The following is a 22,838-nucleotide window of genomic DNA, read 5'->3' on the forward strand; positions in this document are numbered from 1 at the left end:
TTGTTCACAAGGAGGCTTTTTCGTGTCCAATTCATCATCCGAATTTAAAGTGGTCGATGCCAATGGCAAACCCTATAACCGTTTGCTTCTCATCATCACAATGCTTATAGGGACGTTTAGCACATTTATCGTGCAGACGACCCTTACCACCGCATTTCCAACTCTAATGCGCACGTTCAATATCGATGCCGATTCCGTTCAATGGTTGACCACTGGATTCATGCTAGCGATGGGCATCACCATCCCTATTTCCGCATTTCTGTTGCAACGTTACAGTTCCAAGGCACTGTACTTAACCGCGATGGCCATTTTCTTTGTCGGTACCTTTATTTGTATGATTGCGCCAACATTTGGCGTGCTTCTAGCCGGCCGTTTGATTGAAGCCGTTGCCGTTGGAATCACCGCGCCAACGTTTCAAACAACAATGCTGACAATCTTCCCGCCTGAACGTCGTGGGTCGGCCATGGGCTTAGCCGGAATTGTTATCGGATTAGCGCCTGCCATCGGACCTACCCTGTCTGGGTGGTTATTGCTCAATTACTCTTGGCGAGCATTGTTCGTCGTCATTTTGCCATTCCCAGTCATCGTCTTCACCCTTGCTATCTTCACCATGCGTAAGATTTTTCCAACAAAGAAAACCAGTGCGGATTGGGTGTCAGTCGCACTGTCCACAATCGGTTTTGGGAGCATGCTTTACGCATTCAGTAGTGTCGGATCCAGCTCGTGGACGGCGCCGAAAGTGTACATCACCTTAATTATCGGCTTTGTTTTCGTTGGCTTATTCATTTGGCGGTCACTGACGATCGAAAATCCGCTACTGCAATTGCGGGTGTTCAAATCACCAATTTACACCCTGTCCGTCATTGAAGTAGCCGTTGTTAACATGGCCATGATGGGCGCCGAAATGGTGGTGCCGCTCTATATTCAAACAGTTCGCGGTGAATCAGCCTTTCACTCTGGATTGATTCTGTTGCCTGGAGCGTTAATGATGGGAATCATGAGTCCCATTACCGGTCGCATATTCGACCGCATTGGAGCCCGCCGTTTGGCAATCACCGGGATGTTCTTACTGACGATTGGAACAGCATTCTTCGTCACATTGACGGAAACAACCCCGATCATCTTCGTTACCATCCTGTACACCATCCGAATGTTTGGGATCTCAATGGTCATGATGCCAGTGACGACAACCGGGATGAACGCCCTACCGTTAAGCCTCATGAGTCACGGAACCTCTGTTAACAACACTGGACGTCAGGTCTTCTCGTCAATGGGAACGGCCATCCTCATTTCTGTATTAACAAACGTGACCAACTCTAATATGCCAGCTAAATCGTTGCTGCACAGCACACCACTCACCTATGGTACACACGCATTATCCGCAACGCTGGCAGGTTATCATGCAGCTTTCCTCACTGCAACTATCTTTGCATTAATTGGTCTCGTGCTAGCCTTCCGCATTAAACCGGGTAACTTAAGGAGGCGTGGATAATGGTCATTATCGCATTAATTATTGCAACGCTTGGGTTATTTTGGGCCGTCGTGCTTCTCAATGGTCATCAATTACGCCGCTGGCTAATTGGCGGTTTTCTGATTTTATTCTTGGGCATGATTGGTTTACTGATAGCAAACGACAATTTTCAGTACGGCATGGTAAAGACGCATCAACGAACGACATCAACGTTGGTCTCCAGTATTCCGAACCAACCCGCTAGTGTGCCTAATGTCCTTCTCTATCAACCCTTAGGAAATGGCACAGAAAAGGTCTATCTGTACCGGACCAACACGTCGCAAGCCAAACCACAGGCAGTGCCAACTAAGCATGTCAGTTCCAAACTAAAAATAGCGACGAGCGATCAGGCAACTTTAACCGTAACCACCTCTCGTTGGCAATATCGTAACGATTGGCAACATGCGCTGTTTGCATTTTCTGGCGAACAAAACCGTGTTGCCCACCGTGATTACACGTTCCGTTTGCCACAAACGTGGTTAAGTCTCAGCACCACTGAGGCCAAACAACTTGCCAAGATTATGAAATCACCTGTCCGACAACAAGCGATTAAAACAAAGGTTACTGAGCAGGTAGCTAAGGCAGTTAAACAAGATTCTAAAATGTCGGCTTCACAACGTTCTGCATTAATTCAGAAAACGACAATCGTCGTGCTTAAAGCACAACTAAAATAAAAATCATTTAAAAAGAGTGGCGGCTTAGCCTAACTAACGGATTGATAAACTGTTAGTTACGTTAAGTTGCCACTCTTTTCTTATTCTTTTTGGAATCTCTGCGATAAGTTCTGCTGGAAACGACTACAACGTTCCCACAGCCGCTAGTTCCACCAAGTTTTGATCCGGATCACGAACATACAACGATGTCATCGTCCCCCTTGCACCATGGCGAACCACAGGGCCAGTTTCGATAATTAAATGTTGCTGCTCTGCCCATGTGACTAAGGTCTTCGGCGTCTTATCCGTCATGAGACAAAAATCACTGCTACCAAACGTCGGGTGCGCAGCTACCGGCAAATGAGGGTGCGCTTTTATCTGGAGATTAATTTTCTGATTTGAAGACAGTCGAATCGCTGTCCGACCGTCTTCAAATTGTTCGGTGGTCAATCCTAACCGATCCCGATAAAATTTCACGCTCCGATCAATACTGGCCACTGTAAGGACAAAATGATCAATTTCAAACGCACTCATTTTTTATCAGCTTTCTTACGGCTACCAGCACTCTTTTTAGTGTTGGAAATATTATCTTTCTTATTACCAATTTTTCCTTTAGCCCGCAACTGATCAAGATGTTCATACAAAATGCCTTCACGAACCCCATTTTCTGAGAAAATGACGCGGCCAGAGTCCAAAAATCGCATAATTGTGACAATTGGCGTAATCCCTGCTGCAATAATATCCGCGCGATCTTTTGAGAGACCAGGAATAGCCTTTCGCTCCGCCAAATTATGTTCAATAATTTCCGCATAAACATTGTCAACTTCGGAAACACTCATGCGAAAACCGTGAATATCCTCAAAATCAGCCACATTCTTTTGCTTTCGCCGAATCTTTGCCAAAGTTCGGTTTGACCCGCCCAATGCGACGAGGGGCAAATTCTGCCCCCGTTGAAGCCACCACAGTCCATTAAACAATCGCTGAACAGCCGTTGACAGTCTAAATAAGTCCACTGCGGCGAGCTGATCCAAGCCGTGCTTTAAAAAGGTTTCTGACAAGTTAACTGATCCGAAAGGCAAACTCACTAAATTTTGTTCTCGTCCATTTTGAACCAAAACCAATTCACAAGAAGCCCCACCAGTATCCATAATGACGCAGTTAGTCACGGGTAACGTATTGATCACCCCTAGGTAGTCATAATGGGCCTCTTCCGTGCCAGAAATCACTTCAATGTTTAATCCATGAACTTCTGAGCGAACCCGATCTAAAAACACTTTCTGGTTGGATGCATTCCGGACTGCCGCCGTTGCCACAGCTTTTAACGTGAGGTTTGGGAGTTGTGAATACTCTTCATAAAAGCCCTTCAGTGCTTCAATAGTTCGATCCATGGGGGCTTGTTGTAATGCGCCAGACTGCCCCATGTCTTCTGACAAACGGACAAACTGTTTGCTCATTTGGCTACGTTTAAAACTACCATCGTCGTTGATTTCCGTAACTGTCATGCGACACGAATTGGAGCCTAAATCAATGACCGCAAAATTTTCCACAATTACCCTCCTTATCAAACTCGTTCAACGTTTAATCTCAAATTACTCGTCATCAGAATCATCGTCATCTGTGGTGGTTTCATCCAATGGTCGCATCAGCGGCACGAATGGCGTCTGCGGTTGACTGGTTGCTAACTTAGCATCTGCCTGTGATTTGCGAGCAGCCTCTTTGATTAAGCTATCTTGAACATCTAATGGTGCTAAGCCACGTCGATCCACCTTTTGCCACGTACCATCTGCATGCAACACACGCGTTTTGACATTATCATGCCACATTTGATCATAAATGTGACCCACCCGTTCTTTAATGTCATCCTGGAGGATGGGGAAGAGTAGTTCTACCCGACGGCTAATATTCCGTGTCATCAGATCAGCTGATGATAAGTACAATTGATGCTCGCCATTCGCATAAAAGTCATAGATACGGCTGTGTTCCAGTAAGCGGCCAACGATAGAATGAACGGTAATGTTATCAGATACACCAGGCACACCAACTTTTAAACATACAATGCCGCGGACAATCAGGCTTATCTTAACGCCAGCGGCCGAGGCGTCATATAATTTCTCAATCATGCCCTTGTCGGACAGTGAATTCATCTTCATCTTGATGGCCGCCGGTAAACCAGCCTTAGCGTTAGCAATTTCATCATCAATGCGATCATACAAAAAGCCACGTAACGTCGTCGGCGCAATGGCCACCCGTTCAAAATGATCAGGCTCACTAAAACCGGACAACATGTTAAAAATATTTGAAGCGTCAATGCCCATCAATGGATCCGCTGTAAACAGCCCCATGTCAGTATATAAATGCGCCGTCACATCGTTGTAGTTCCCCGTCGCCATGTGCATGTATCGTTTGATGCCATCGGGTTCCTGACGAACGACTAACAGTAACTTGCAGTGCGTCTTTAAACCAACTAGTCCATAAATAACATGACAACCTTCGCGTTCGAGCATTTGCGCCCACTTCACGTTATTTTCTTCATCGAACCGTGCTTTCAATTCCACAAGCACGGTAACTTGTTTCCCATTACGTGCGGCCTGCGCCAAGTACTTAATGATTGGTGATTGTGAAGAAACCCGGTACAGCGTCATTTTAATGGCTAGCGTGTCTGGATCCGTCGCCGCTTCATGCACAAACTTTACGACTGGATCGAAACTATCATACGGATGTTGAACGAAGATATCGCGTTTTTTAATTTCGTCAAACAAGTTATCCTGTCGCAACGCTGGTTGAATATACCCGGTGAACGACGGATACATCAACTCACTGTGCCCTTTCACCTGCTTAACTAGCTTGCTCAAGAAACGTAGATCGATGGGACCTTTAATGTCATAAACGTCCTTTTCTCGCGCCTGCAAATCGTGAATCAGTTGTTTTCTCAACTGTTTGGACATGTCAGCTTCGATTTCCAAACGCATAACTTGTGTATGATCACGGACAGCTAGTTCATGTTCAACTTCCTTTAGCAAGTCGCTGGCATCCTCTTCGGTTACGTCAAAGTCCATATCTCGAATAACTCGGTACGCACGAGCTTCTTTCACTTTAAAGCCAGAAAATAGTTCACCTAAAAAGTGCTTGATGACTTCTTCTAACAAGATAAACTCATTCGTGCCAGGCAAACTGACCACTCGGTTAAATGTATCCGGTACCTGAATCGTCGCAAAACGATGTTCCTTTTTGCCGCTTTCTTCATCTTTAGTGTTCTTAACCAACCGTAAGGCAATGTTTAAGGTATTGTTGCTAATAAACGGAAATGGTCGAGAAACATCCACTGCCATTGGCGTCAGCACTGGGTACAACACTTCACGGAAATACTGCGTCAAGAAACTGACTTGAGCAGAATTCAACTCGTCATACTGACGCAAATGAATGCCAATTGTTTCCATCTGGGGCACGATCGAACGATTTAACGTACTGTATTGTTTCTCAACCAATTGGTGAACCTTTTCACTGATTGCTTCCAGCTGTTCACTAGGTTGCATCCCCGACACATCTGGTTTGGTGTAATTAACATCCTCCATCTTACGCAGTGAGGCTACACGAACCATGAAAAACTCATCCAGGTTACTTTGAGTAATCCCAATAAACCGCGCTCGTTCCAATAACGGATTGTTTTTATCACGCGCCTCTTCCAATACACGGTCGTCGAAGTCAACCCAACTTAGCTCACGGTTGACATATAAACTTGGATCTGAAAAATCCATCCTTATCCCTCCTGTTGGTTCGACTCTCATACATGCTTGCTTATTTGATTCACACTAAACGCCTGTCGTTTCATCGCTATTAACCAACACCAGTAATCTACACTAAAATCGACCAGTTCTTCTCAAAATCGGCGTCATGCCATAAACCTCTTCAAAGAATTTACGTTTGCCATTGAAAGTCCAAGTTTCTAATTCAATGTCATCATTAGCAGTGGCATGGATGATAATTTCTGGTTTCTTGATGGAAACGCTGATTTTAGAAATTTTATGCAGACGACTGTCATCTAACGCATCTGCCAAACGTAAAATAGCCGCCAACTTAACCATCACTAACCGATTATCCATTGTGATGTTAAAACGGCTCAAATCAGCTGATACCGTTTCAGAACTGTGATACCGGGCAATGGCCGCCACCTCGACCTGTTCATCGGCGCGCAAGCCCAACATTTCGGAGTGATTGATAATGTACTCGGAGTGAAAAGCATGTTGCGTACTGTCAATGAATAGACCACTGTCTTGCAAAATAGCGGCCAACTGAAGTAACAGGCGCTCACGGGAACCCAACCCATGAATCTTTTTCAAGCGGTCAAACAATTGAGTTGCAAATAACACGACAGACTGTTGGTGCCGCTCGTCGACGTGAAATCTACGAGCCAACTCATAAGCGGCCCCCAACATAACCTGACTAACTGCATCGGTATTCCGCGGGTGTTTCTTCCGACTCATTTCTTCATCTACGACACAGCCATCGATCACTTTAAAGTCAGTTAAGTGAATGGACTTTGTGTGCAAATGATTGAAGACCTCATCCAGTAATAGAAAGAGTGGTAACACCTCATTAACTTGATCAGCCGGCAGATTGTTTTGATTCAACATGTCCTGTGGTGTCATTTGTACAACTGACTGGAATTGTTTATCAAAATCTTTGCGACTTAACTGAACGTACCGTTTTCCCTTAGGGATGAGATTCTCCAACAAATTCAGCTTGGAACCCATCAAAATCACCTTATCAAACGGCTCATCGGGTAAGTACTGATAGAGACTTACTAGCTTTGAATGCAAATAATCGCTAAGAACTTCCTGATAGGATTCCACTTTATGCTCCAAATTTTGCAACTGGGTCGCAACTTGAAGCGGACCTAGGAACAACTCCCGGGTTAACGTTAAATGTCCATCAACAAACATCATGAAATGCACCATGCTGGCACCAACCTGCATCAACACGGTTCGACCACTAATGAGCTCGTTGAAATTTGGCAATAACTGCGCTGCTTCATAAGAAAACAGCGATTCCTCATTGACCGTCATAAAATGCAAGGTCACGCCCGTCATGATGTAGATGTGATCACGAATGTAATCAATGTTCTCCGCTCTGGTAATTGTATGTGAGGCCACCAGGCGATAATCCGTCACGTTATAGTCCTTCAGCAACTGTAAGAAACGCTGAAGAATCGTAACAACTTCGTCAGACCGTTCCGGGTCAATTCGTTTCCCCGCAAACAAATCGTTGCCTAGATGAATGGGTGCACTGACCCGCTCAATGACTGCCTGTCTCTTAACATCAACAATAATTAGCTGCATGTCCTGCGCGCTAATCACCATTGCGCCATATAAACTTCCTTTGGCCATGACATCCCCCTCTTGCTTATTTCACGCTTTTTTGTCCGTTTGCAAATGATTCAAAATTTCGTGTAACTGTTGCTTTTGCTCGTCGGTAACGGTTGGATATTCTGGCTTTAAGGCCGCCAATCTAGTCGTTAAAATATCCGAAACAACCATCCGTGAATTCCATTTAGAATCTGATGGAATGATGTACCACGGATTTTCCTTTGTAGCCGTGTGATTCAGCATATCTTCATAGGCTTTCTGGTAATCATCCCAAAAGGCACGTTCTTTAATGTCAGCTGCGGAAAATTTCCAGTTCTTATCAGGCACTTCAATGCGTTTTTCAAACCGATGCTTCTGTTCATCGCGCGAGTAATGAAGGAAAAATTTCACCATGATGAAACCATTGTGTTTTAAATATTCTTCATAGTGTGTGATGTCACGAAAACGTTGATTAAAAAAGTCGTCCGTGACGTCGCTAAGCTGATTAATACCAGGCAAATGCTGGCCCAACAGAATTTCCGGATGAACCCGGCTAATCAACACATCTTCATACTGAGAGCGATTGAAAATTTGAATACTGCCGCGACGTGGGAGTGCAGAAGAAATTCGCCATAGATAATCGTGGGCCAACTCATTACTTGTTGGTTGCTTGAAGCTCACAACTGATGTGCCTTCTGGATCTAGACCGCTCATCACGTGACGAATCATGCTGTCCTTACCGGCTGCATCCATTCCTTGCAACAACACAACCACACCATAGCTAGCTTGTGCATATAGACGCGACTGGAGATCGGCCAATTTCGTAATGTTGTCAGCTAACTGAGCCTTGATTTTATCCTTGTCTGGCACCGGGCTTGGCAAACTGGTTGCTTGATTCTTTAAATGAAGCCGTTCGCTACCATCAAAACGATATTCACTTTCATAATTCATCCTACCCACTCCCAACTTTCTTGCTAAAATTCTGGGCAATTCTCTTGCTAACTTTATTTTACTGGCTTCCCTAACAAAGTTAAATCAAATTAAGCAAAAACACGCCCCTTTTTGGAAATTGACGAAAAACTTGTTCTCGATTGAACAAACTATGCTACCGTTATGATGTAAGTTTGTTTGATTCGTTAGTGTTCGTTTTCCTTACGAATTAGACTGAAAACACGGTGGCATCGTCCACAAATACGGAGGGTTATCATGATTAAAATGGTTGCTTTGGACTTAGACGGCACTCTACTGACGAGTGACAAAAAAATCAGTCCACGTAATGAAAAGATTCTAAAACAACTCCATCAACAAGGCATCAAAGTGGTGCTCTGCACTGGCAGACCAATCAACGCTATTTGGAAATACATTGAACAGTTGGGACTTACTAATGAAGACGACTACACCATCACATTTAATGGCGCATTAGTCATTCAAAATGTCGGTCACCAAAAGCTCTTTCAACAAGGCATTAGAAAGGAAGATTTATCCTTACTCCACGAATATTGTAATGAACACCACTATCCACTCGATGTCTTGGACTTTGAACAAGTGTGGCCACTGGCTGACTTGCCTGACTCCTATTACGAAAAAATGCTCAACGCCGGGTTAACCTTTACTCACCGCGATTTCAAAGACTTGCCAGAGGGTGACTACAGCAAAGCAGTCATGTCGTATGACGCAGATGTACTGGATGATGCCGTTGCGAACCTCACACCGGCAATGAATGCTAAATATCACGCAGTTCGCTCACAACCAAAAATTCTTGAATTTTTGGATAAAGACATGGACAAACACGTTGGTCTTAGCGCACTGCTAAAGCACTACAACATGACGTTTGATAACCTGATGTCATTCGGCGACGCTGAAAACGATTTAGGTATGTTGAAGGCAGCCAAAGTCGGCGTAGTTATGGATAATGGCAAACCCGAAATCAAAGCAGCGGGAACCGACGTTACGGGTAACAACGATGACGACGGGGTCGCTCAATTTTTAGAAAAGTTTGCCTTCTAAAATTGCTTGAGCCATCTCCTCGTACACTTAACATACGTAAAAAAATTGGCTATGTTCGTTTGAATTGAACATAACCAATTTTTAATAGGCTGTCACATATCTTTATCTAAAAACATAGGAGGTTTATATGAAAGTATTACTTGGGTTAAAAGGCAGCACGGATCCCGCACAATACCGCAACCGGATCCAGTATCATCCCGATGTGTTCGAATTTTATTTAGATCAGCATGACTTGACCCCAGAAGGCCGCGCTCATTTGCAGGATGCCATTGATGAAGCAAAGGCTGTCACGTCACGGATTGTGATGCACCAACCGATGCGATATGGCAAATGGTTCAACGAAATGGTCACGCCGAAAAAAGAAATGCCGGACTTATACCATTTTCTGCGGTACAGTTCCGACACATTGCTAGATTTAGCCGTTAAAAACGACATTCAGTTATTACTGCACGGTTCTTACTCACGGCAAACGCAGCATTTCATCGATCTGTATCCCAATTTTGAAACAGCTCAACATGTTGTCTTCGAACGTTTGGATGAATACGCCAAACAAGGCGGCAATCACATCATGTTCGAAAACTCTATCTCGCCACTATTTTTCTATGGTGATCCTCACATGGATCAAGTTATTTTCGATCGTAACTACCGGTTAGCGTTTGATACCAGCCATTGTTTCATCAAGAATCACGGCAGCAATGACGTGTTAGCGGCATCCCTAGCCAAACTGGGTGATCATGTCGTTCACTACCACCTCGTCGATTCAATGGGTCTAACGCACGATAGCCTAACACTTGGGCTTGGCCGAATTGACTGGGCTCGCGTGCTGCCGTTGCTGAATCCTAAAGCATCCAGCATTTTCGAAATCAATCTGGCAGATCCTACCAAAGCCACCGAAATGCTCAAATCATACGACTACCTAAAGCAAGTTGCAGCAAATTTAGATTAGCATTGCGAACATTGCAAACGCATTATTTGCAAAGTGGAGGCCAATGTCGAAGCGGATATCTTTTGTTTGAACATAAGTTGTCGCTAAGATAGCACCCATGACAAAGTACACCCACGCATCTGGTGTCCACAAATTTGTGTGCAGTTGGGCAAACAGCAGGCCATTCACGATAATTCCCAGGACTTTCACCCACCGTTTGTTCAACTTCATGAAGAAGTAATTAAAAAACAGGCCACGGAAAATGAGTTCTTCCAGGATCGGTGCGCCAAACACGCCAAAGTACAAAGTTAACCACGGCGTTGTCTTAAACATCTGTTCAATGGCCTTTTGATTTTCCGACGACTTGCTGTGAATCAAGCCTTCTGCCACGATCAACGCAATCAGTGCCAACGCCATCAGGCCAAGTACGAGCCATTTGTGACGACGGGTAGGTTGTTGATCAAAATAACGCGGTGCACGGTTAGCTAATCCATTTTTATAGGCTCTCCATAACGCCCAGAACACTAGAATACTTAATATTGTGGTAATTACGCCCAACGTGATTTGAGCAGGTACACTCGTCAATTTTAGCACGCTGGGTAGTTGTGAAGGCGTTGCTGCCACTTGTTCAAGCAGGAACAGGCCAAACATTGCGCCGGCTCCCATTAGATATCTTCTGATACGGTCTGCTGTCATTTATCGTCACCACTTTTAATCCATTTATTAGGCATATCATAGGCAGTATGTTGCGGTGAGTGCAAGGAAAACTGCCTTGACTAATTTTTATATTAGCAAACGTAAACACGCTAGCCTCTCAAAAAACTGAGAAGTCAGCGTGTTTTTTATCATACTGTTTGAAGTTGTACAAGCTTTACTACCGCCTGCGGTTGTCAATATTGAAACGCTGCCGTGGGATTGATTCGAGCCTGTTGAACCACAGTCTCTCATTTCGCCATGAAGCCGCAACCCACGTCTTCATGACCGTCCGTGCTGTAAATTCGGAAAAACACCGAATCAACAGCACCTTCACGACTTGGTTCCAATATTGACGCCCTTCGGCTAATCTTCACTAGAAAGGCCATCTACGAATTTTTTTATATTCAATTAGCCGTTTTCTCTTACGTTGTATAACGCTAACTGACTTACACTATCGCCGGATTGCTGTGCCTCCGTCAATGCCGTTCTCAACAAACGCGTCGGAACGTACGACGATGATGTCGTTGGCTCATAATCGATTTTATAAGCCTTAGCAGTTCCTGAGGACGTTACGGGAGCGACCCAAATACGATAATGACTTCCTGCGCGTAAGCCATCAAAACGAACCATATTTTGTTCTGATGTACCAGACAATGCTGCACTAGACAATCTTAAGGTGATCGGGGCTGACCATCCTGCCGGTGCCTGTCCACTTGCTAAGCCAGACGGCAAGTCAGTCGCCGTTTTTGTCAGCGTGTAGTTGCTAACTGTTTCTGTGCTGATCTTTTTGGCAGGTGCTTTTTTAGGTGTCGTTTTTTTAGTTGAACTCTGTGAAGCCGATTTTGATGAATCTTTCTTGGATGTTGCCTTTGTTGAACTTGACTGCGCTTGGCTAGTGGCTGGCCTCGACTCTGCCACCGGTTTAACGGTCAGAGCGCCGACACCAATTGCTGCCAAAGCAACGATTAAAATATAGATATAATTGCGGGGCCGCATAAAAACCTCCTCAGGGGGTTGCTGCTTAAGAACAAAACAATAACTTTAATGCATAATTATCGCCTCAAACGGAAACGGTGTCAAATTTGCACAGTTTGCGCGCAATTTTGACAAATTCAGAAAATACGGTCAATTGAGTGCGTCAGTAATCTTCGCATTGGTATCAAACTGATATTTTAGACCACTTACTATTGCAACTGGAATACCTGCATCACGCTGTCCCATCTCCAACCCAGCCGCAGCAGCGACCATATCACACAATGTTTCTGTAGACCGCATTGGCGTTAATCCATACACACCAATTGCTACTTGTGTTGCACCCTTTTTGTCAGGTCGTCCATCGCTATCCGTAATGACAACAGAAACGGGCACACTAGTCAATCTTGTTATTGTCTCCGCAATACGTTTGGCTGATCGGTCTGGATCCCTTGGTAACAGAATAGCTGATTGCGAATCGAATTTATCTACGCCAGCGCTCGTTAAAAACATGCCATTCGGTAGCCGTGCACCTATAAATTTCTCACTAATCGTTAGCTGTGCACTACTTGCATCATCAATTTCATTCAACATTAACTGAATTAAACGAGCATCTTTTCGAGGAACCTGTTGATGAATCTTCATTGCTTCAGCTGACGGTTGAACGCTAGACAACAAAACTTGCCGTTCCTCAGCAACTGAAACAACTTTCGATGTCACGCATAATATATCGTACGGTTTGATCACAACATCATTGTCATAGAACGCTGTGACAATCAGTTTTCCAATATCATCTTTTGCCTCAATTTGGCTGATGTCTTTTAAACCAATCACTTCTACCAAGAAATCATCTTCCTCATGTCATTTAATGTTAACGAAGTTTTAAAGCACAGAGATCAGATTATTAAGAAAATGAAGAGCAATACTGTACTTAACATTCTTGGTTGTCACATACGTTGTCGCAAAAATCATGCCCATCACTGCGTAGACCCACATACCTGGTGAGAGTAGCGATGTGTGCAAACTGGCAAAAAATAACCCGTTGACAACAATTCCCAAGACTCGTTTCCACGGGTTAACCATTCCCTTGAAGAAGAAAACAAAAAATAGCCGTCGGAAAATCAATTCTTCAATTATCGGTGCAAGAACAACTTCGACGTATGCGGTAAGAATTGGCATCCCCATCATAGACCGTTCAATCATTTTCTCGTTTTCTGGCATTGGCGTTTTAACGAGTGGTTCAATGATTAAAAATACGATTAATGCGAAAAACATGACGCCAAACATCAACCATGTATGCTTACGAGTAGGCTGATGCTCAATATACGCATTACCATAGTAGCGTCGCGCATCGTCGATCGTATACAATTCCAGCCAAATAAATAAAATTGAAGTAATTGTCACCAAGACAATAAACAGCCATTGATAATTTCTAGTTTCCGGTATGCCAATCATTTCAGGCATGTGTACTGGAAGCTGTGACGTTTGATACAAAAATAGCATCACCCAAATGGTGATAATACCAATGACATAACGACTAATTCTTGCTTTCATAAATAACACCTGCCTTATATCATCATTTATAATCTTTTTAATTATTTTACAACGAATGCAGTGTTTACACATGAAATGGCACTCAATGAAGTTTGAACAGGATTCTTTGTAGATGATAAAGGTGAAAGTACGAAATCGTTTATTTAATATTGTTGCTGTACTGATCATTACCCTCAGACTAATGAAAGCCTCTGTTTGCTTAAATTTTGCACTTAAGTCCACATGTACATCGCAATCTGAGCTGAAGGGCGTCAAACATGAATGCAAGTCGTGAACGTGGCGTTAATCAGGCGGCTTTTATGCCGGATTTACGCCACAGGACGGTCGTGAAGACGCGAACTTCGGCTTTACGGCGAGGTGAAAGACGGTGAACTTCCGGCTTGAACCGGTCCCACGTCGGCGTTCATGTTTGACAACCGCAAGCGTCTGCTTCCCCACTAACTAAACACTGCACTAACAAATAGGACAACAAAAAAGGTCGCTACCAATTTTTCATCGGTAACGACTTTTTCAAGCATCATTTATTTCAAAGAATACTGAATCTTAGTAAGCACCGCGAGTCTTAGTTTCAACACCCTTACCGTCGTAATCCTCTTCCAAGATTTCCTTCAATTCAGAAATCAGAGGTTCCTTAGGGTTGGCAGTTGTACATTGATCTTCGTAAGCCAATTCTGCTAATTTGTCGACAGTTGCATCGAAATGCTTCTTGTCCACGCCGTTAGCCTTCAAGCTCAATTCAACACCGACACTGTGTGCCAAGTCGATAAATGCTTGAACTAAAGCTTCAACTAATTCTTCAGTTGTGTCACCCTTCAAACCAAGGTAACGAGCAGCTTCAGCGTAGTCTTCGTCAGCACGGTAGTATTCGTACTTAGGCCACATAGCCAACTTAGTAGGCATCTGGGCGTTGTAACGAATCGTGTGTGGCAAAGTGATGGCGATACATAGGCCATGAGCTAAGCCGAATTCCCCACCAAGTTTGTGGGCAACAGAGTGGTTAACACCCAAGAATGCGTTGGCAAAGGCCATACCAGCTAAGGTTGAAGCATTGTGCATTTCTTCCTTGGCGTGAGCGTCACCGTTGTATGAAGCAGTCAAGTTGTTGTAAACCAACTTCAATGCTTGTAATGACCATGGCTTCGTGTAGTCTGAGGCCAAGCTTGAAACGTATGATTCAATGGCGTGACAGAAGACATCCAACCCAGAGTAAGCAATCGTCCGCTTTGGAACAGTCATGATGAACTGAGGGTCCACAATGGCAACATCTGGTGTCAAAGCGTAGTCAGCCAATGGGTACTTAACGTGAGTCTTGGAGTCAGTAATAACAGCGAATGGTGTTACTTCTGAACCAGTACCTGAAGTTGTTGGGATAGCAACGAACTTAGCCTTGTTAGGCTTTTCAAACGTGTATGTCCGCTTACGGATATCCAAGTACTTCTGCTTAGCACCGAAGAAGTCTGCATCTGGATGCTCGTAGAACATCCACATGTTCTTAGCGGCATCAAGTGGCGAACCACCACCGATGGCGACAATCGTGTCAGGCTTGAATTCGTTCATCAAACGAACACCGCGGTCAACCGTGTCTGTTGATGGGTCTGGTTCAACCTGGTCAAAGACTTCGATTTGAATACTTGCGGCATTTGGACGTTTGCGAAGACGATCGCGGACGATGTCAACGTAGCCGTTCTTAACCATTGAAGGTGAAGCAACAACGAAGACTTTTTCGACACCTTGCATATCAGTTAAGTAACGAACAGAGTTCTTTTCAAAGTAAACTTTACTTGGAATCTTAATCCATTGCATGTTATTTCTCCGTTTGGCAATCGTTTTAACGTTGATTAAATCAAATGATGAAACGTTGTGCGAAACGGCGTTCTTACCCCATGAACCAGTTCCTAAGGTCAAGGAAGGAATCATGTTGTTGTAGATGTTACCAATCCCACCAACGGCGGAAGGTGTGTTAATCAAGACACGGCTAGCCTTCATGCGAATACCGAATTCGTTCATCAAATCTTGATCTTCACTTTGGAGACCGGCTGTATGGCCAAGACCACCAAAGTCTAGTAATTCTTCACAAGTCTTCAAAGCTGCTTCACGTGTTGCTGCCTTGTAAACGGACAGAACTGGTGATAATTTTTCAGCTGACAATGGGTAATCAGGACCAACACCATCGATTTCAGCTAACAGCACTTTAGTGTCTTCTGGGACTTTGATACCAGCTAACTTAGCAATTTCGAATGCTGACTTACCAGCGATAGGTCCTTTGACACCGTGCGTAACTGGGTTAAACATTGCATCGGCCAACTTCTTCTGGTCAGCCTTCTTGATAACAACTGAGCCCAAACGTTTGAATTCAGCCATTACGTCATCGTAAATGTCAGCATCGATAACAGCTGAGTTTTCAGAAGCACAAACCATCCCATTATCAAACGTCTTAGATAAAGTAATATCGTTAACAGCACGTTTGATGTTAGCAGACTTTTCAACGTAGACAGGACCGTTACCAGGTCCAACACCTAAGGCAGGCTTACCAGTTGAGTAAGCAGCCTTAACCATGCCAGGACCACCAGTAGCTAACGTTGAGGCAATGCCATCGTTGTTGATCAACAGGTTCGTTGCTTCAATAGATGGTGTTTCGATCCATTGGATCATGCCCTCAGGGGCACCAGCGGCAATCGCAGCGTCGCGAACAACTTTACCAGCTGCCACACAAGATTTTTGTGCTTGTGGGTGGAAAGCAAAGATGATTGGGTTCCGTGTCTTAACGGCAATTTCTGCTTTGAAGACAACCGTTGAAGTTGGGTTAGTAACTGGTGTGATACCAGCAATAACACCAAGTGGTTCAGCAACTTCAGTGATTTCTTCAACATCATCTTCACGGATGATACCAACAGTCTTGTCATCCTTGATCTTGTGCCAAATATTTTCTGAGGCAAAAATGTTTTTAATTGCTTTATCTTCAACAACACCACGGCCTGTTTCTTCAACAGCTAGCTTAGCTAGTTCCATGTGTTGGTCCAAGGCAGCCATGGCCATTTCGTGCACGATGTGGTCAATGCGTTTTTGGTCAAAGTCGTCCATTTTGGCTAATGCTTCATGGCCTTTGTCGACTAACTTCTGAATCGTTTCTGCGATATCAGTTGTGTCTTTTTCAGCCTTCTTATCAGTTTTAACAACCATTGTTTGATTTCCTCCATCAATTTAAAGGTTATTGTTATCTCTTTCACAATTAGTATCATATCACCATGTAAAAACTTTGCAAGTCCTTTTGCTCACAAATTAACAAATAAAATTATGGTAAGCGTTTACATCTTTATCATCAAGGGATTTAGTTCCGTAACATTTTTTCTAACAGCACTTTTTTAAATTTGAAAAGCTATTGTGAATATTTAAACTAGTTATCAAATTCATGTGCGGTACTGCGCTAACTTACATAAATATTGCCGCAGTAGTCGTAAAACATAAATAGTCGCCGTAAAAAATCTTAACGATCTTTACGGCGACTATTTATCTCATAACGAATAAGATTTACTTCTGAACGGGGCTAGCAAAACAAGGTCCACATTTAAAACTAATATTCTGGTGATTCATCTGGTGTCGGCACATCCATCCCTCGATCTACCTTAGAACGACCAGTTGCGTAATCAAACTGAAAATCAGGCTGCACGTTGAAAATGTAAACATTAAAATTCAAACTGCCATCCGTTGAAATCGCCTGTAAATGGACGCCATTAGCCATCTCGTTATCTCCTTGAAAAATGGCCTGGGCCTGATAAATAACCTTCTTATTATCACGCAGTGCGTTGCGCACCTTGCTTTCGTAAATCGTTTGTAGCGTTTGATTGCTAAAAGCCGTTTGGGTGAACAAGTTCTTTGGATTGTTCTGATCGCCCGATTCATTGTTTGGACTGTACTCGCCATCCTGATCGATCCCGCCTGATAGTGAATAGGCAATCAAATGACCGCGATTAATAATGGCTTGACCGTTGACCATCTTTTGATGCCAGCCCGTGGGTTGAACATATTGTCGAACCCTCAGCGAATCGTTGGCCACGTTGCGGGACTCTAAATAGGCTGTGTTAGCCGTTGACGTCCGGTTTTCATTATCCAGTGCACTGTAAATCACATGATTACGTTGCCAATCGTTCTTGTTTAGCGTACTGCGATTATGGTTGACTGCAACCACCGCAGGTTTACCCGACGCATAAGTTAGCTTCGCTAAGGCAGCAGCATCCGTAGCTTGAGTACTTCCCTGCTCAGATGTTTGTTCATGACTGGATTGAGTCGTCTGTTGTTGACTTTGATTGACTGGCCCGCTGGCCTGACGACTCAACGTAAACGCCCCAAAGACAATTGCGACAACTACAGCCGCTACTACAGCATATATTACATTCTGGCGATTTCGCATGTTTTCTCCCCGTCTAGTTTAGTTATCTTTGTATTTTATTCTACCTAATAAATGGAATTGACGGGATACATTGTGCAAAAAAGTCTGAAACATAACTGCCCACCTCTTGTTTTAACAAAATGTCAGCAGGTAGTTTCAGCAAGCAGTTTCAGCAGGAAGTTTCAGCAAGCAATTTTTCTTCAGCCACAAAAGGTCTTGCGGATGAAAAATTGCTCTAAACGCGAGACATCACACTGACTTTTGCTCATCCAACACAAATAAAACGTTCATGGGAAAATCACCCACAAACGCGTTATTTGTGTTACCTGAGAAAGCCGAAACGTGTTATGTCCCGCTCTCCTACTTTTGTTCAACTGGCTTTGGCTTCACAATCTCTTTCGTGAGTGCCAGTAACTTTTCTGACTTCATCTTATCTAACACTGCGTTAACTGCAATCTTCATCATTTGATCATTCAAGTTGGTCGCTGCATCTGTGCTCAGCGTGCCCTGCAGCCCAGCCAGCATAAGGTCAATAAACGTATCATATGCGCGCTTGGGGAATAAGCTTGCAGTAACTTGATCCATTCCCTGGCGAATTGTATCCATCGAATACGTTGGTTTTAGCAAACCTATCAACAAAATATCTGCCACCTGCATCACCTGATACTTCTTCTTGACCGGTGCCAAAATAATGTTGTGTTTAACGTAATTATTGATCATTGCCGGTGTCACCGAATCAACATCCAGTGGCCCCAAGGTGTCATTAACATAAGCGACAACTTGATCCATATAGAGATCAAACTTTGGTAGCTCATCCCACTTAGGTAGTTTAACCTCCGCAAGGTGTTGTTCCCACTTGTGATAGTCATTAAAAGAATCAGCCATGCTCATTGTCCTCCTTAGACACTTTGACTAGTTATGCTCTAAGGATAGAATAACAGCTTCATCTAGTTTTGTAAACTAGATGAAGCTGTTATTTGACTATATTATGGTTCATTCACATCACGAAAGGCAATGTTGATATTGCTAGTTGCTTCAAGTTCATCATAATAAGCAGCCATTGTCGCGTCATAATACGGTGTTACCCACAGTGTTGCAATTCCGAGTGAAATCCCGCACAGCAGCCACCAACCAATAAAGCTTAGTTGCATCACAAAGTATTCCCATTTGTGTCCAATCATCAACTGACGGCTGAGTGCCAAACTCGTCCAGACCCCCGACCAGATGGACGCTTGTGGATCACTATCGTGCAAATCTTTATAAACATAAACTGACTGTGAAAACATCAAGGCAAAAATAAATCCTGGAATGATTGCTAACACAAATCCGATTCCGATTATAAAACTTGCAATTATCCCCATTGCCAGCAAGCCAAAGATAGCTGCTGAGCCGATAACCCGAAAAGCATCAGTCCCGGGATTTACCGTCCGTTTGGGATTACGAATCCAGTCTAAGAACGTATAAGTGACACCAAGATTAATGCCCCACGCCAGCACACTCAAAATAAATGGCCAAAATGACATATGAACATTCATGTTTGTCATATCAGCGTAAAAATTGGCCTGATGTGTCTGATACGAGCCACTGAACCATGACAAAATCAGTGGAATAATTACCAGCAGAATTGCCCGTCCCCAGTGTCCACGCAACAAGTCCTTTGCATCTTGTTTTAACTCAGCTCTTGTTTTCATTAAAAAAGTACCCCTTTCAAATGACACTGTTGGCATGACGCCAACAAAGTCCCTGAAATAAAGGTACTTGAAAAGTTGCTTAAACACAAATTGTTTGTCGCTATTACTATTTTTATGAGTTTAGGCATGTTGTGGAATCTGTTCACGATTTTCAGCGGCCAGTGCAACATAGTAGCCTGTCACCGTCAATTGATAATACGGCGCTAACCAAATGAAACCAATTCCAAAAGTAGCAATACTCAACAAAAGCCATCCAAGAAAACTCAACTTCAGTTTGAATAGCTCCCATTTATGGCCAATCATCATCGACTCACTTAGAGATACGCTGTTGATTACTCCTGACCAGACGTTCATGTTTGGATCTGCTTCGTGTTGATCTTTATAAATATAAACTGACTGCGAAAACATTAGCCAAAAGATAACGCCAGGGACAATTAAGAGACTGCCGATCAAGATAACAAAACTCATAAACAGAGCCTGCACTAATAACGCTAACATTGTATTTATGGATAATCCAAATACGTGAGCTGGTAGTGACTGGTTGATGACATCCTTATCTCTGACCCAATCTAATAGTGTATACATGACCCCAATCGACAAGGCTACCGAAACAATGGTAAATGACAAACTGGGCTGATCAACAAAGAAACTATTGCTTGGCCATTTGAAGTTACCATACAGATAACCCCATGAGATCAATCCCAAAATCACTGGCACAATCGTCAATTTAATTGCACGTTGCCAGTTACCACGCAACGTCTGACGTGCATTTTTCTTCAATTCAGAATTGGTAAGCATGACGATTCCCCCGTTCTGATAGTAAACTTAGCAATACATTATTTTTCTATAATATATTCTTAACCAATCCAAAATAAAAGCAAAACGTCTTGCATAATAACAACGTTTTGCTTTTATCTTTTTAGCTATACCAATTAGTTAATTTCTCAATTAATCGTTGCCTTCAATCAGGGTATCCAACACCCGATTAATATCGTCAAACTGATAGCCCTTACCATATAAAGTTCGTTTAGTCCGATTCAATCGTTCCCGATCATCATAGCGACGATTGCGCCGCCAAACTTTCTGAGCTTCGTGAGTCAATAAGTCCGTTTCTGTATCTTCGTCACGTGTGAGTTCAATTTGATTCATGACTTGATCAATGGTTTCGCGTTGAAAACCTTTAGTCATCAGTCCTTGAATAACCTTTTGTCTTTGCGTCGAAAACGGCTTTCGAGCGTAATGTTTTGCTAGTTTTTCAGCCACCGTCACGCCATTTTCGACCAATTCGTCGTCCTTAAATTCAACCAATGCGTTATCAATCAGATTTTCGCCGATCCCCTTTTGACGCAAATGTTGACGAATAACGATTGGCCCCTTGTCCGATGTATTGCGCATTGTGCGAACATAAGCACTTGCGTAAGCTTGATCATCCAGAAGATTGAACTCTCGTAACCGCTCCAATGTGGATTCAATGACATCATCATCAATTTCCAGCGTTTTAAGCTTGTCCGTAACTTCTTTTTCAGAGCGCAACTGACCGGATAAGTAGTCTAGCGCTCGATTATAAGCTTTAGCGACATCATCTGCTGCAATAATTTCCGTTTGTAAGTCTTTATCGATGACCATTCCCTTAAAAATTCGGTATTTGATCATAACTGACTCACTGATAGGAAAAGCATATTTACCGTCTAAATAAACGTTGTAACGACCAGCACGTTTCTGCGCTTCAATCATCGTCACTTCGTTTTTAGTCCGACTGATTCGTGAACTATGCTCAGTCGGCGCCTTCTTGTGTTTAGCCAAGAGGTCGGCCGCAATGTCAGCGCCGTTAGTTGAACTCGTATGTGGTTTGGAACGTTTTGATTTTGGTACACCAACATCGCCAATTAAAATTGGTTTATTTTCGTGATCGCTCATTGTGGCCTCCTTGTTTACCAAATTTGATCAAACTTTTTTCTATTATTCACTCCGCAGTATTGGTACTTAACCGTGATACTTCCCGATTCCACCACCACGCAATACCCAGTAAAAACAAAGCAATGAGAACCATGACGATATCTTGCCAATCACGACAAACCCAAATAACCGCACCAGCAACCATAGCCGCGCACGTCGCGTTGCCAAACAATAAGCGCCAATGTTCGTTTGCACGATGAGAACCATAGGTGGCTAACATCATCGCTGAACCGCCTAAGAAAAACCACAGCCCAATCGTCATTAGTAGTGCAAATTGCCAGCCAATCAACTCGTGCTTTAAGTATAACGTCACGACAGCGGCGATTAAATCTAAACCGACAAATACAAAATAGTGAATATTAATGAGCGCAATGCCTGCCGTCCGTTTGTGCCGGTCAATGCCTTGCTGGTAAATCGTAAAGTAGACCCAAAACAGTGACACAATAATGAGGAAAAACGGAATCGACAGCCAGTCAAAATGGTGAACATTGACAACTTCCGTAACTGCGATAATTGCTTCACCAAACAGTAACAACGTAAACAACGAATACCGTTCCGTCAGATGTTCAAACATCGCTGGAAAGGCCGTCAATCTGTCCTTCATAAAGATTGGCGCAATGTTGGCATAAATCATCGACAAAATATAAACAACCTCACGAACACTGTAGGGCGCCCACGGAATGATCGTAATGGCACCGATGACACTAGTGATAATCAAAATACGTGCCAGGCCGTAAGCCACCTTCAGTTGTCGTGGATCCGTTAAATGACGACTGCGTATTAAGTACTGAACGGCAATGCTAAACAGTAACAGCGAGGTTGCCCCGGGAAAGGTAATCTGTGTGGACGCAAAATTCGGTGTCAGTGACTGTGACAACACAATCACGATAAACATGTCAAACAGCATGAAGACGCTGTGTTGAATGTTCTCTTGAAAAAAACGGTTAACCAACACCGTTTGATACGTCCACACCGTCCAAAACATAAACACCATGACGGCAAATTCGACCAAATACAGTGCAGGAATGGTGTCATGATGCACTAAATGTAGAACCGTCGTGATGCGACTAATCGCATAGGCAAAAATCAAATCGTAAAACAGCTCGATATTACTTACTTCTGAATGTTGACGCAATTCTCTCATG

20 protein-coding genes are annotated in these 22,838 nt (G+C 43.5%); 4 read left to right on the top strand and 16 right to left on the bottom strand.

What is annotated here, in order from left to right:
* The first annotated feature begins 22 nt into the window (after positions 1-22).
* Together G400_RS0110140 and G400_RS15055 are read left to right on the top strand one after the other, a co-directional pair.
* Positions 23-1,492 (top strand): MDR family MFS transporter, encoded by a 1,470-nt coding sequence (locus tag G400_RS0110140; RefSeq protein ID WP_017261563.1) that lies wholly within the window; start codon positions 23-25, stop codon positions 1,490-1,492.
* A complete protein-coding gene (locus G400_RS15055; RefSeq protein ID WP_017261564.1) occupies positions 1,492-2,184 on the top strand; it encodes a DUF4811 domain-containing protein in 693 nt (230 codons plus the stop codon). The genes G400_RS0110140 and G400_RS15055 overlap by 1 nt, the downstream gene beginning before the upstream one ends.
* Before the next feature lie 123 nt (positions 2,185-2,307).
* Here the strand turns inward: G400_RS15055 and G400_RS0110150 are convergent, their stop codons facing one another.
* The 5 genes from G400_RS0110150 to G400_RS0110170 all read right to left on the bottom strand — a co-directional run bounded on the left by G400_RS0110150 (position 2,308) and on the right by G400_RS0110170 (position 8,456).
* The gene (locus G400_RS0110150; protein ID WP_017261565.1) at positions 2,308-2,697 is read right to left on the bottom strand and encodes a VOC family protein; all 390 of its coding nucleotides are present in this window, start codon (positions 2,695-2,697) and stop codon (positions 2,308-2,310) included.
* Entirely contained in the window at positions 2,694-3,713 is a 1,020-nt protein-coding gene (locus tag G400_RS0110155) for a Ppx/GppA family phosphatase (RefSeq protein WP_179108747.1), read from the bottom strand. The genes G400_RS0110150 and G400_RS0110155 overlap by 4 nt, the downstream gene beginning before the upstream one ends.
* A gap of 39 nt (positions 3,714-3,752) precedes the next feature.
* Positions 3,753-5,918 carry an RNA degradosome polyphosphate kinase gene (locus G400_RS0110160; RefSeq protein WP_017261567.1) on the bottom strand — a complete coding sequence of 722 codons (2,166 nt, stop codon included), beginning with the start codon at positions 5,916-5,918 and terminating at the stop codon, positions 3,753-3,755.
* Positions 5,919-6,020: 102 nt separating this feature from the next.
* Positions 6,021-7,547 (bottom strand): Ppx/GppA phosphatase family protein, encoded by a 1,527-nt coding sequence (locus G400_RS0110165; RefSeq protein WP_017261568.1) that lies wholly within the window; start codon positions 7,545-7,547, stop codon positions 6,021-6,023.
* A 21-nt stretch (positions 7,548-7,568) separates the two neighbouring features.
* A complete protein-coding gene (locus G400_RS0110170) occupies positions 7,569-8,456 on the bottom strand; it encodes a PPK2 family polyphosphate kinase (protein ID WP_017261569.1) in 888 nt (295 codons plus the stop codon).
* Positions 8,457-8,711: 255 nt separating this feature from the next.
* Between G400_RS0110170 and G400_RS0110175 the strand changes: the two genes are divergently transcribed.
* Together G400_RS0110175 and G400_RS0110180 are read left to right on the top strand one after the other, a co-directional pair.
* Complete coding sequence (locus tag G400_RS0110175; RefSeq protein WP_017261570.1) at positions 8,712-9,512, top strand: Cof-type HAD-IIB family hydrolase; 801 nt, start codon at positions 8,712-8,714, stop codon at positions 9,510-9,512.
* 127 nt (positions 9,513-9,639) lie between these two features.
* Positions 9,640-10,458 carry a TIM barrel protein gene (locus tag G400_RS0110180; RefSeq protein ID WP_017261571.1) on the top strand — a complete coding sequence of 273 codons (819 nt, stop codon included), beginning with the start codon at positions 9,640-9,642 and terminating at the stop codon, positions 10,456-10,458.
* On the opposite strand, the gene G400_RS15060 is transcribed toward G400_RS0110180, so the two are convergent.
* The 11 genes from G400_RS15060 to G400_RS0110245 all read right to left on the bottom strand — a co-directional run bounded on the left by G400_RS15060 (position 10,450) and on the right by G400_RS0110245 (position 22,837).
* Entirely contained in the window at positions 10,450-11,133 is a 684-nt protein-coding gene (locus G400_RS15060; protein ID WP_081495835.1) for a CPBP family intramembrane glutamic endopeptidase, read from the bottom strand. The genes G400_RS0110180 and G400_RS15060 overlap by 9 nt on opposite strands.
* A gap of 408 nt (positions 11,134-11,541) precedes the next feature.
* Complete coding sequence (locus G400_RS0110195; RefSeq protein WP_017261574.1) at positions 11,542-12,129, bottom strand: hypothetical protein; 588 nt, start codon at positions 12,127-12,129, stop codon at positions 11,542-11,544.
* Positions 12,130-12,258: 129 nt separating this feature from the next.
* Positions 12,259-12,939 carry a coenzyme F420-0:L-glutamate ligase gene (locus G400_RS0110200; RefSeq protein ID WP_225351490.1) on the bottom strand — a complete coding sequence of 227 codons (681 nt, stop codon included), beginning with the start codon at positions 12,937-12,939 and terminating at the stop codon, positions 12,259-12,261.
* 48 nt (positions 12,940-12,987) lie between these two features.
* Entirely contained in the window at positions 12,988-13,659 is a 672-nt protein-coding gene (locus G400_RS15815) for a CPBP family intramembrane glutamic endopeptidase (protein WP_017261576.1), read from the bottom strand.
* Positions 13,660-14,202: 543 nt separating this feature from the next.
* The gene (gene adhE / locus G400_RS0110215) at positions 14,203-16,839 is read right to left on the bottom strand and encodes a bifunctional acetaldehyde-CoA/alcohol dehydrogenase (RefSeq protein ID WP_017261578.1); all 2,637 of its coding nucleotides are present in this window, start codon (positions 16,837-16,839) and stop codon (positions 14,203-14,205) included.
* Between the two features lie 391 nt (positions 16,840-17,230).
* Entirely contained in the window at positions 17,231-18,067 is an 837-nt protein-coding gene (locus tag G400_RS0110220; RefSeq protein WP_017261579.1) for a DNA/RNA non-specific endonuclease, read from the bottom strand.
* 339 nt (positions 18,068-18,406) lie between these two features.
* Entirely contained in the window at positions 18,407-18,931 is a 525-nt protein-coding gene (locus tag G400_RS0110225) for a DUF1836 domain-containing protein (protein ID WP_017261580.1), read from the bottom strand.
* 101 nt (positions 18,932-19,032) lie between these two features.
* Complete coding sequence (locus G400_RS0110230) at positions 19,033-19,737, bottom strand: DUF975 family protein (protein WP_017261581.1); 705 nt, start codon at positions 19,735-19,737, stop codon at positions 19,033-19,035.
* Between the two features lie 120 nt (positions 19,738-19,857).
* Positions 19,858-20,535 carry a DUF975 family protein gene (locus G400_RS0110235; protein ID WP_017261582.1) on the bottom strand — a complete coding sequence of 226 codons (678 nt, stop codon included), beginning with the start codon at positions 20,533-20,535 and terminating at the stop codon, positions 19,858-19,860.
* Positions 20,536-20,685: 150 nt separating this feature from the next.
* Positions 20,686-21,471: a recombination regulator RecX gene (gene recX, locus G400_RS0110240; RefSeq protein ID WP_152323522.1), complete on the bottom strand. Its 786-nt coding sequence runs from the start codon at positions 21,469-21,471 to the stop codon at positions 20,686-20,688.
* 229 nt (positions 21,472-21,700) lie between these two features.
* Entirely contained in the window at positions 21,701-22,837 is a 1,137-nt protein-coding gene (locus G400_RS0110245) for a low temperature requirement protein A (protein WP_017261584.1), read from the bottom strand.
* Position 22,838 lies beyond the last annotated feature (1 nt).

Origin of the sequence: Furfurilactobacillus rossiae DSM 15814, from assembly GCF_000428925.1 — a bacterium.
In the GTDB taxonomy this organism is placed as follows: Bacteria; Bacillota; Bacilli; order Lactobacillales; family Lactobacillaceae; genus Furfurilactobacillus; species Furfurilactobacillus rossiae.